General features: G+C 72.7%; 9 protein-coding genes and 1 pseudogene. 6 read left to right on the top strand and 4 right to left on the bottom strand.

Translation table 11 applies throughout. The annotated features are described in order from the left end of the window. The 3 genes from ACR2FV_RS03535 to ACR2FV_RS03525 all read right to left on the bottom strand — a co-directional run. On the bottom strand, window positions 1-163 hold a 163-nt coding region (locus ACR2FV_RS03535; RefSeq protein WP_434014320.1), incomplete at its 3' end, for a recombinase family protein. Between the two features lie 279 nt (window positions 164-442). Then, window positions 443-724 (bottom strand): hypothetical protein, encoded by a 282-nt coding sequence (locus ACR2FV_RS03530; RefSeq protein ID WP_434014318.1) that lies wholly within the window; start codon window positions 722-724, stop codon window positions 443-445. Between the two features lie 461 nt (window positions 725-1,185). After that, window positions 1,186-2,052 (bottom strand): hypothetical protein, encoded by an 867-nt coding sequence (locus tag ACR2FV_RS03525; protein WP_434014317.1) that lies wholly within the window; start codon window positions 2,050-2,052, stop codon window positions 1,186-1,188. A 127-nt stretch (window positions 2,053-2,179) separates the two neighbouring features. On the opposite strand from ACR2FV_RS03525, the gene ACR2FV_RS03520 reads away from it, so the two are divergent. From ACR2FV_RS03520 to ACR2FV_RS03500, 5 genes and pseudogenes are all read left to right on the top strand, one after another. After that, on the top strand, window positions 2,180-3,202 hold the full coding sequence (locus ACR2FV_RS03520; RefSeq protein WP_434014316.1) for a 3-oxoacyl-ACP synthase III: 1,023 nt from the start codon (window positions 2,180-2,182) through the stop codon (window positions 3,200-3,202). Next, window positions 3,181-4,068, top strand: a pseudogene (locus ACR2FV_RS03515) (alpha/beta fold hydrolase); the annotation flags it as partial. The gene ACR2FV_RS03520 and the pseudogene ACR2FV_RS03515, both read left to right, overlap by 22 nt. After that, window positions 4,054-5,793, top strand: a complete 1,740-nt coding sequence (locus ACR2FV_RS03510; protein ID WP_434014319.1) for an AMP-binding protein — start codon at window positions 4,054-4,056, stop codon at window positions 5,791-5,793. The pseudogene ACR2FV_RS03515 and the gene ACR2FV_RS03510, both read left to right, overlap by 15 nt. Further along, window positions 5,790-6,824 (top strand): NAD-dependent epimerase/dehydratase family protein, encoded by a 1,035-nt coding sequence (locus tag ACR2FV_RS03505; RefSeq protein WP_434014315.1) that lies wholly within the window; start codon window positions 5,790-5,792, stop codon window positions 6,822-6,824. Before ACR2FV_RS03510 ends, ACR2FV_RS03505 begins: the two co-directional genes overlap by 4 nt. Then, window positions 6,821-7,942, top strand: a complete 1,122-nt coding sequence (locus tag ACR2FV_RS03500; protein WP_434014314.1) for an SGNH/GDSL hydrolase family protein — start codon at window positions 6,821-6,823, stop codon at window positions 7,940-7,942. The genes ACR2FV_RS03505 and ACR2FV_RS03500 overlap by 4 nt, the downstream gene beginning before the upstream one ends. An 8-nt stretch (window positions 7,943-7,950) precedes the next feature. On the opposite strand, the gene ald is transcribed toward ACR2FV_RS03500, so the two are convergent. Next, window positions 7,951-9,069, bottom strand: coding sequence for an alanine dehydrogenase (ald, locus tag ACR2FV_RS03495; protein WP_434014313.1), 1,119 nt, complete (start codon window positions 9,067-9,069; stop codon window positions 7,951-7,953). 148 nt (window positions 9,070-9,217) lie between these two features. Between ald and ACR2FV_RS03490 the strand changes: the two genes are divergently transcribed. Continuing rightward, window positions 9,218-10,441 carry an acetyl-CoA C-acetyltransferase gene (locus ACR2FV_RS03490; protein ID WP_434014312.1) on the top strand — a complete coding sequence of 408 codons (1,224 nt, stop codon included), beginning with the start codon at window positions 9,218-9,220 and terminating at the stop codon, window positions 10,439-10,441. Window positions 10,442-10,464 lie beyond the last annotated feature (23 nt).

Below are 10,464 nucleotides of genomic sequence, written 5' to 3'. Positions count from 1 at the left end.
CGACCCCGGAGGTTGCTGAGCGGTCGTTGTCCACGAACTCGGCGGCCACGGTCCACCCACGGGAGGCGGCGAACTTGCGGCACAGGTCGAGCTGGCGGGTGACGGCGAGGGTGTCGCCGTGGCGGTCGAAGGACTGGCGCGCGTAGATACAGGCGGTGCTCATGCGCTAAGGGTACATCATGCAAACCTAGGTCCCAACGGGCTGACCTGTCCCGTCGGAGTGGTGCGCCAGGACGAGCTGCCCGCCCAGCAGGACATTCTGGCGCCCAAGGACTGAGCCCCGACCGGCGTGCCGAGCGCGGACGAGCAACCGCGTGGCGCAGCGCTGCCCGCATACGTGGTCAACGTCACCACAGCACAATCCAACCCTGCTCCCCCGTCCCCGCGTTCAGCATGCACACGGAGTTCGAGACTCGGGCACCACGACGTGGGACCGGGGACATCATGACCACCGGACGGATCGCCACTGCTGCCCTCGCGATGGCCCGCCGGCACGGAGCGTCCCGACGATGAGCGGCCGGCCCCGGCCCCGGCCACGGGGCCCTGGTCTGCTGGCCTGGGCCTGCGGGGCGATGCTGGCGTGTGCCGCTTGTGGCAGCACGACGGAGCCGTCGACCTCCCCCATCAGGACCTCGGCCACCTCGCCTGCCCAGTCGTCGACCGTGGAGCCCGCGCGGAGCACCACAGCCACCCCGACGACCGGCACAGAGTTCTCGGTGTGCACCACCCCAAGACTGGCGCTGCCCGGCGCCGGGCATCGACCAGCAGGTCCTGCCGGGCGGGTTGAGCGAGCAGGGCACCATCCGTCCGCCGCGCGGCACCCTGATGTGGTACGACGGCAACAACCGAGTCGCCCCGGCCCGGGCACGGACGTCACTCATCGCCGAACCCGTCCCCTGACGACGAGCCGATCCCGCTGTCCCCACTCCGGGCACACGACGAGGTCCGACCACCAGCTCAGAGGGTCTGCACGTACTTCTGGTCCGCACCCGTGTGGAAGTCGGTCGCCTGTCTGTGCCCGACGAAGCCGATCAGGCCCCCCCCCCGGCCGCAGGCTGGAGGAGTTGGCGTCGTCGCAAACCTTCTCACCTCGGCCACCCATTGCCGAGCCTGAGGGTGGTGTTGATGGGAAGGGTTGGTGAGCGCGACCAGGTCGTCAAGGCCCGGCAGTCGCGCGCATCCAGGTCAGTTCTGGCCGCCGAGGGAGGGCATGTCAGTGACGCTCTCGGGCGGGGGCGCCTGGATGTCGAAGTCCTCGCCCCAGTTGTCGATCATCATCTCGATGGTGGCGTCGTCGAACCCGAAGCTGACCTGTCGCATGAGGTCCTGGTCGTCGACCCACACGTCGTAGGTGACCTCGGGCGGCATCCCCGCGGTGTCGCTCTCCCCCATCGCCTCTGCGGCCGCCGAAGTGTCGACGACGATCGCGTAGTGATCCATCTGCTCGCCGGCGACGTCCTCGGGCCCGACGTAGGTCACGCGCTGCGCCCCGACGTCCCAGCCCTCCCAGGTCGACTTCAGGTCGATCGTGTCGGTGACCTCATCCATACCCAGTCCCTCGAGCTGGCCGGCCGGGACCTCGAAGTACTCACCCTGGGGCGTCAGCCCCGGGACCGCCAGGTAGACCGCGCCTTCGACCATGAGCAGCTCCAGGTCGCCCATCCCGGGCACGGTCATCTCCAGGTCCATCTCCGGGGCAGCCCCGGTGAGCTCGGCGCGCCCGGTCATCGTCAGCTCCTCACCCTGGGCCGACATGTCCAGGCTCACCTCGAAGGAGCCCAGCGTGTCCTCACCCGGCGACTTCAACCGGTCCAGCAGGTCCTGCACCGGGATCTCCTCCCCCGCGGCGACCGACTCGGCCCCGCCCTGCGCAGCGGGCTCGGTGCCGCCGCCCGCTGCTGCGGTGTCCCCCGCCCCGTCCGCGCCCGCAGCGGTGACCGTCCCGCCGTCGCCCGCCTCGGTGACCTGGCCCTGGCTGCCGCAGGCACCCAGCCCCAGCGCAGCCGCCGTCACGAGGACCACCCATGCACGCCGTCCTGTCGTGCGTGTCATCGTGCTCTCCTGTCGTCTGAATGTGCTGTGAGGGCTTCGGCGGGGCATACTTCGTTCTTGCAATGAATCAGGCCGTGGTGTCACGGTCCCACCCTGATCGACGTCCGAGCACCCACTGAGGTTCCCATTGAGCGGCAACATCACCTTCCGGCACCGCGACACGGCCGTGCTGTCCGTCACCGCCGTGGATGCCCCGGTGGTGATGACGTCTGCGGAGTTCGACCGTCGCATCGGTGAATCCTACGAGCGCAACGGCCTGCGGCCGGGCATGCTGGCCAAGCTCGCCGGCATCACCGAGCGCCGCTGGTGGCCCGAGGGCACCAGCTTCGTCGACGGGGCCATCGAGGCGGGGGCCAAGGCGATCGCGGAGTCGGGGGTCGACCCGGCCCGGATCGGGATGCTGGTCAACACCTCGGTCAGCCGCGAGCACCTGGAGCCCTCGGTCGCGGTCAACATCCACCATCAGCTCGGTATGCCGTCCAGCTGCCTCAACTTCGACCTCGCCAACGCCTGCCTCGGCTTCGTCAACGGCATGCAGCTGGCCGCGACCATGATCGACGCAGGCCAGATCGACTACGCCCTGGTCGTCGACGGCGAGGGCTCCCGGCTGCCCCAGGAGAACGCCCTGCGCCGGCTCTCCTCCCCCGAGGCCACCGTCGAGGACCTGCAGCGGGAGTTCGCCACGCTCACCCTGGGATCCGGGGCCGCGGCGATGGTGCTCGGACGGGCCAGCGAGCACCCCGGCGCCCACCGGGTCGTCGGCGGTGTCTCCCGGGCGGCCACGCAGCACCACGACCTGTGCGTGGGGGACTTCGAGCAGATGCGCACCGACACCACCGGTCTGCTGACCGCCGGCGTCGGGCTGGCCGGCGACCTGTGGCGCGACGCGGGCGCGGAGTTCGACTGGACCGACATGGACCGCTACATCGTCCATCAGGTCTCCCAGGTGCACACCCGCAGGACCGCGGAGTCCCTCGGACTCCCTCTGGACCGCATCCCGCTCACCTTCCCGCTGCTGGGCAACGTCGGCCCCGCCGCCGTGCCGATCACCCTGGCCAAGGAGGTCGAGCGCCTCGACACCGGCGACCGAGTGCTGCTGATGGGCATCGGCTCCGGGCTCAACATGACGTGCCTGGAGATTGTTTGGTGAACCCCCGGGTGGGGGGCCTGCCCGGGCTGGACCCGGTGTGGTCCCGCCGGGTCACGGTCCGCGACCAGCGCAGCGACACCGCATACACCTGGCACGTCCTGGACAACGGTCCGCTGCTGGAGCAGCAGGGGGTGCCCGTGGTGGGCACGGTCTTGTGCGTGCACGGCAACCCTACCTGGTCCTACCTGTGGCGGCGGGTGCTGGCCCAGGCCCGCCCCGGGTGGCGGGTCGTCGCGGTGGACCACCTCGGGATGGGTTGGTCGGAGCGCCCGGCAGGGGCGCGCACCCTGGCCCAGCGCATCGACGACCTCGACGCGCTCACCGCCGCCCTGCAGCTCACCGGACCGGTGGTCACGCTCGCGCACGACTGGGGCGGGCCGATCAGCCTGGGCTGGGCGCTGCGGCATACCGAGGATCTCGCGGGCGTCGTGCTGACCAACACGGCGGTCCACCAGCCCGAGAACCGGGCGCGACCCGCCGCGATCCGGCTCGTGCGCACCCCCGCCCTGCTCGACCTGCTCTGCCGGCGCACCCCGGCCTTCGTGCGGGCGACCACCGCCACCCGCCTGCCGGCGCCGCCCAGGGCGGTGCGCGACGCCTTCGCCGCGCCCTATGCGGCGAAGGAGGACCGGCGCGGGGTCGCCGACTTCGTCGCCGACATCCCCTTCGAGACCGCTCACCCCAGCTCGGGCACGCTGCGAGAGATCGCCGAGGGCATCCGCGGGCTCCGCATGCCGGCATTGCTGGTCTGGGGCACCAGGGACCCGGTCTTCTCCTCGCGATACCTGCAGGACCTGCAGACCCGGCTGCCGCAGGCCGACGTCCAGGTCTATCCGGACGCCTCCCACCTGGTGCTGGAGGACCGCCCCGAAGGGGTGCAGGTGGTGTGGGACTGGATCACCACCCGGTGCACGTCCGGTGGCGCGCCGACCCCAGCGCGACCCGAGCACCCCAGCGTCCCGATCCGAGTGGCGCAATCCCGGCCCGACGCGCCTGCGATCGTCGAGCTGGGGGGGTCGGGCGGACAGATCACCCGGGCAGCACTGGCCCGGCGGGTGGCCGCCGTGGCCACCGCGCTCTACGCCCGGGGGGTGCGGCCCGGAGGGCGGGTGGCCGTCCTGGTGCCGCCGGGCATCGACCTGAGCACCATCGTGTATGCGGTGTGGCGGCTCGGTGCAGTGGTGGTCGTGGCCGACGCCGGCCTGGGGGTGCGCCGACTCGGTGCGGCGCTGCGCTCCGCAGCGCCCGACCACGTGGTGGCCATCCCCCGTGGCCTGTCGTTGGCCTGGGTCGCCCGCGTCCCGGGCGCCCGGATCGGCGCCGGCCCCGAGCAGATGCAGGACCTGCTCGCCCGCGCCTCGGCATACCCCTGTGTGCCGGAGGCCCCACACGACCCGGATGCCGACGGCGCGATCCTGTTCACCTCCGGTGCCACCGGGCCGCCCAAGGGGGTCGCCTACACCCGAGGCCAGCTCGGTGCGCAGGTGGCCGTGCTGCGCGACACCTTCGACCTGCAGCCCGGAGGGCGGTTCGTGGCGGCGTTCGCCCCGTTCGCGCTCTACGGCCCAGCGCTGGGGCTGACCTCGGCGGTGCCCGCCATGGACGTCACCGCGCCGCACACCCTGACGGCGGCCGCCCTGGCCGATGCGGTCGCGGCCGTCGAGGCCACCGTGGTCTTCGCCTCCCCCGCCGCGCTGCGCAACGTCGTGGCCACTGCCGACGTGCTCAGCACCTCCCAGCGCGCTGCCCTGGCCGGCCCGCGGCTGGTGCTGTCGGCCGGTGCACCGGTGCCACCCGCGTTGCTGCACCAGCTGCGCGAGGTGCTGCCCTCGGCCAGCACCCACACGCCCTACGGGATGACCGAGGTGCTACCGGTGGCCACCATCGACCCGACGACGGTGACCCAGCAGGGCCCGGGGGTGTGCGTGGGTCCGCCGGTGCCCGGGGTCGAGATCCGGGTGGCCCCCCTGGCGGCCGACGGCACCCCCGCGGACGAGCTGGTCCGCAGTCCGGGCACGCTCGGTGAGGTCGTGGTCCGCGGACCGCATCTGCTGCAGCGCTACGAGCGCCGGTGGGCGGCCCAGCACGCGAGCGCCCGCCCGGCCGGTTGGCACCGCACCGGTGACGTCGGCGAGCTCGACGCGGACGGACGTCTCTGGGTGGGCGGTCGCCTCGTGCACGTGGTGACCACGGCCGATGGGCCGCTCGCGCCGTATGCCGTGGAGCACCGGGTCGCGGCCGTGCCGGGGGTGGCCGAGGCGGCCGTGGTCGGTGTCGGCCCGCGAGGCGCCCAGCAGGTCGTGGTGGTCGTCGTGCCCGAGGAACGGCTGGGGCGCACGGCGCAGCGGGTGGGGCCGCTGGCTTCGCCGGGGTTGGCGCAGCAGGTGCGTGCGGCGGCCGGGGTGCCGGTCGCGGCCGTGCTGGTCCGGGACTGGCTACCGGTCGACATCCGGCACGCCTCCAAGGTGGACCGCACCGCACTGGCCCGCTGGGCCGACGAGCACCTGCACCCACGACCGCTGCGGCTGCGGGTCCGGCAACGGGTGCGCCGGGCGGCCGCGCCGCCGGCACCCAGCACCCGTAGCCGATGAGCCGGGTCCTGGTCACCGGCGCCAGCGGCATGCTCGGTGGCGCCGTGGCCGACCTGCTGGCCAGCCGTGGCGACGAGGTGACGGTCCTACAACGACGGCCCTCAGCTGCTGCCCATCGGCAGGTCCTCGGCGACATCGCCGACCCCGACGCGGTGCGCAGGGGCGTGGCCGGCCAGGACGCCGTGGTGCACCTTGCGGCCAAGGTCGACGTGATCGGCCCGTGGGCCGACTACGCGCGCACCAACATCGAGGGCACCCGGGTGCTGGTCGCTGTGGCCCGGGCGGCCGGGGTCTGCGCCCTGGTGCAGGTGTCCTCGCCCTCGGTGGCGCACAGCGGGCACTCGCTGGTCGGCGCCGGGGCGGGGCCCGCCGACCCGGCCCGGGCGCGGGGTCACTACGCCCGCAGCAAGGCCGCGGCGGAGGTGCTGGCCCTGGGCGCCGACTCCCCGGAGCTGGCGGTCACCGCGGTGCGACCGCACCTGGTCTGGGGCCCGGGCGACACGCAGCTGGTCGGCCGGATTGTGCAGCGTGCGCGGGCCGGGCGACTGGCCGTGGTGGGGGCGGGGACGGCCCTGGTCGACACGACATACGTCGACAACGCCGCAACAGCGATCGTCGCGGCGCTGGACCGGATCGAGCACACCGCGGGGTCGGCCTACGTCATCACCAACGGCGAGCCCCGCCCGATCGGGGAGATCATCGGCGACATCTGCCGAGCGTCGGGAGCTCCGGCACCGCGGCGCCATGTCCCCTATCCGCTGGCCTGGGGGGCCGGTGCGCTGATGGAGGGCGTCGTCGCGCTGTCTCGACGAGCACCGGGTATGCCGACACTCACCCAGCCACCGATGACCCGGTTCCTGGCCGAGCAGCTGAGCACTGCGCACTGGTTTGACCTGCGCGAGACCCGGCGCGACCTGGACTGGACGCCGAGCGTGCCGCTGCAGCGAGGGTTGCAGGCCCTCAGGACGTACCCAGACCAGGCTCGTAGATTGGGCAGGGTGAGCGCCATGAGGGGGGTTGACGACCAGTGAGCAGAGCGGACCGGGCTCGCGACATCGCCGCACGCGCCGCGTTCGGCGGTGGCGGCCTGGCGGCAGCCGGGCTCGTCGGGCTCGGGGTGCTGAAGGCCGAGGCGCAGGTGGCTCGCCGACTGATCGGGGACGGCCCCGGGATCTCCCAGGACGACAACGGCAGCTACGGCGCCGGGGTCGGCGACCCTTACCGCCTCCTGATGCTCGGCGACAGCACCGCCTCGGGGGTGGGCGCCGACGGCCCGGCCGACACCATCGGGGCCACCGTGGCGGTCGGGGTCGCGGCGCTGACCGGCCGGCCGGTGCTGCTGCGCAACGTCAGCCGCAGCGGCGCGACGGCGCTGGAGCTGCCTGCCCAGGTGCAGCGAGGGCTGGAGGTGCTGTCCGAGCCGCAGGTCGCCATGATCATGATCGGCACCAACGACGTCAAGGACCGGGTGGACCAGGCGGCCTCGGTGCGGGCGCTGTCCGAGGCGGTGCGCACCCTGCGCGCCGCCGACGTGGAGGTCGTGGTGGGCACCTGCCCCGACCTGGGCACCATCCGTCCCGTCCCCCAGCCGCTGCGGTGGCTGTCGCGGCGCTGGAGCCGTGACCTGGCCGCCGCCCAGACCGTGGCCGTCGTCGAAGCAGGGGGTCGCACCGTCTCGACCGGCGACCTGCTCGGGCCGGTCTTCGGTCAGAACCCGCGGGAGATGTTCAGCGACGACCGGTTCCACCCCAGCTCGGCCGGCTACGCGCGGGCAGCCGCCATGATGCTGCCGAGCGTCTGCGACGCCCTGGGGCTGCCCACGCTGGACACCGGTCGGGCCCCGGACCATCGTCGAGGAGAGGCCGTCGAGCCGCTGTCGGCCGCAGCCGAGCGGGCGGTGGCCGACCCCGGCAGCGAGGTCAGCGGCGCTGAGGTCGACGGCCGCACCCGCGGTCATCGCGGCCGGTGGGCCCAGCTGCTGCGCCGCCAGCGCCCCGCCCAGCCACCGGCGCCGCAGGACGCGTCTGGCGACGCGGAGGGGCCCACCGGTGCGGCCGAGTCTGCCACCGAGGGCGAGTCCGCCGGCGAGTCCGCCGACGAGGGCGAGAGCCGGAGCCTGGTTCACGAACCGGACGTCACGCACCACTGAGCGGGCGCTCAGCCCCCGAGCGCGTCCGCCACGGTGAGCAACGGCATACCGTGTGCCTGCGCGACCCCGGCGTTGGTGACTCGACCGCCGGCGGTGTTGAGTCCCGGCGCGAGCACGGCGTCGTCCCGCAGAGCCTGCCGCCACCCCTTGTCGGCGATGGAGACGGCATACGGCAGGGTGACGTTGGTCAGTGCGAAGGTGGACGTGCGCGGCACGGCGCCGGGCATGTTGGCCACGCAGTAGAAGATCGAGTCGTGCACCTGGTAGATCGGGTCGTCGTGCGTGGTCGGGCGCGAGTCCTCGAAGCAGCCGCCCTGGTCGATGGCGATGTCGACCAGGACGCTGCCCGGCTTCATCCGGCTGACCAGCTCGTTGGTCACCAGGCGCGGCGCCCGGGCTCCGGGGATCAGCACTGCACCCACCACCATGTCGGCCGCGAGCACGTGCCGCTCGAGCTCGAGCTTGTTGCTGGTGGCGGTCTTGATGCGGCCGTTCCAGCGGCGGTCCAGCACGCGCAGCTTCTCCACGTCGGTGTCCAGCACCGTGACGTCGGCCCACAACCCGAGCGCCATCGTCGCGGCATGCGCACCGGAGACGCCCCCACCCAGGACGACGACCTTGGCGGGGTCGACACCGGAGACCCCACCCAGCAACAGCCCACGACCACCGTTGGCCCGCAACAACGCGTTGGCCCCGGCCTGCGGCGCGATGCACCCGGCCACCTCGCTCATGGGGTAGAGCAGCGGCAGCGACCGGTTGGCGGCCTGCACCGTCTCGTAGGCGATGCCGACTGTGCCGGCATCGACCAGCGCGTCGGTGCACGGTTGCGAGGCCGCCAGGTGCAGGTAGGTGAACAGGACGAGGTCGTCGCGCAGCCGGTGGTACTCCTGCTCGACGGGCTCCTTGACCTTCATCACCATCTCGGCGCGGCCCCACGTCTCGTCGGCGTCCGGAGCGATGGAGGCCCCGGCGGCCAGATACTCCTCATCGGTGATAGAGGACCCGAGTCCGGCGCCACGCTCCAGGACCACCTCGTGCCCGTGCTGCGCCAGCTCGTGCACGCCGGCGGGCGTCATGGAGACGCGGTACTCGTGGTTCTTGACTTCCTTGGGCACACCGATGCGCACGGTGACTCCTCACGTCGTTGTGAGCGGATGGACGAATGGCGCCATGGTGACACTTCCCCTCGGTCCGCGACACCCCCGCCCGGCGGTTGGGGTCCGGCACTTCACCTTAGACTCGACGACGAAGCACGACCGATCTTCTGGAGGACGCATGCCCGAGGCCGTCATCGTCGCCGCCAGGCGCACCCCGATCGGTCGTGCCTTCAAGGGGTCGCTGACCTCGGTGCGACCGGACGACCTGGCGGCAGGCGTGATCCGCGCCGCGCTGGATGACATACCCGCGCTCGATCTGTCCACCGTGGACGACCTGCACCTGGGTTGCGCCGAGCCCTGGGCCGAGCAGGGCTCCAACATGGCCCGGGTCGTGGCCGTGCTGCTGGGCCAGGACTCCCTGCCCGGCACCACCGTCAACCGCTTCTGCGCGTCCTCGGCGCAGACCACCCGGATGGCCTTCCACGCGATCCGGGCCGGGGAGGGCGACGTCTTCATCAGTGCGGGGGTCGAGTGCGTCTCACGGTATGCCGACTTCGCCGGGGCCGGTGGCTCCAAGGCCGACTGGCACAACCCGCAGTTCGCGCAGGCCGAGGCGCGCTCAGCGGCCACGGCGCTGAGCAACCAGACCTGGGCGGACCCTCGGGCCGAGGGCCTGCTGCCCGATGCCTACCTGGCGATGGGGCAGACGGCGGAGAACGTCGCGACCTCTCGGGGCATCAGCCGACAGCGGCAGGACGAATGGGGCGTGCGGAGCCAGAACCGTGCCGAGCAGGCCATCGAAGCGGGGGTGTTCGACACCGAGATCGCTCCGGTGACTCTGGCGGACGGCACCGTCGTCAGCCGGGACGACGGACCACGGCCCGGGGTGACCTACGACAAGGTGTCCACACTGCAGCCGGTCTTCCGCGAGGACGGCACGGTCACGGCCGGCAACTGCTGCCCGCTCAACGACGGCGCGGCCGCCGTCATCGTGATGAGCGACACCCGGGCCGCCGAGCTCGGGCTGACGCCCCTGGCCCGGGTGGTCGCCACCGGGGTCTCGGCGCTCTCCCCGGAGATCATGGGCCTCGGGCCGGTCGAGGCGTCCCGCCAGGCGCTGGCGCACGCAGGGATGAGCATCGGCGACATGGACCTCTACGAGATCAACGAGGCCTTCGCCGCCCAGGTGTTGCCCAGCGCCGACGACCTGGGGATGGACCTGGACCGGCTCAACGTGCACGGCGGGGCGATCGCGCTGGGGCACCCGTTCGGCGCGACCGGGGCGCGCATCTCGACAACGCTGATCAATGCCCTGCAGCGCCACGACGGCCAGTTCGGCCTGGAGACGATGTGCGTGGGAGGCGGTCAGGGGATGGCGATCATCTTCGAGCGCCTCTCCTGATTTGCTAGGACAGCTTGCGCCCC

The sequence above is a fragment of the Ornithinimicrobium sp. genome (assembly GCF_051004135.1).
In the GTDB taxonomy this organism is placed as follows: domain Bacteria; phylum Actinomycetota; class Actinomycetes; order Actinomycetales; family Dermatophilaceae; genus Ornithinicoccus.
The sequence above is the reverse complement of the archived record's forward strand: the minus strand, read 5'-3'. Positions and strand labels throughout refer to the sequence as shown.

Excerpts from the sequence above, each read along its gene's own strand:
- ACR2FV_RS03525 (WP_434014317.1), bottom strand. The coding sequence starts at position 2,052 with ATGACACGCACGACAGGACGGCGTGCATGGGTGGTCCTCGTGACGGCG.
- ACR2FV_RS03505 (WP_434014315.1), top strand. The coding sequence starts at position 5,790 with ATGAGCCGGGTCCTGGTCACCGGCGCCAGCGGCATGCTCGGTGGCGCC.
- ACR2FV_RS03490 (WP_434014312.1), top strand. The coding sequence starts at position 9,218 with ATGCCCGAGGCCGTCATCGTCGCCGCCAGGCGCACCCCGATCGGTCGT.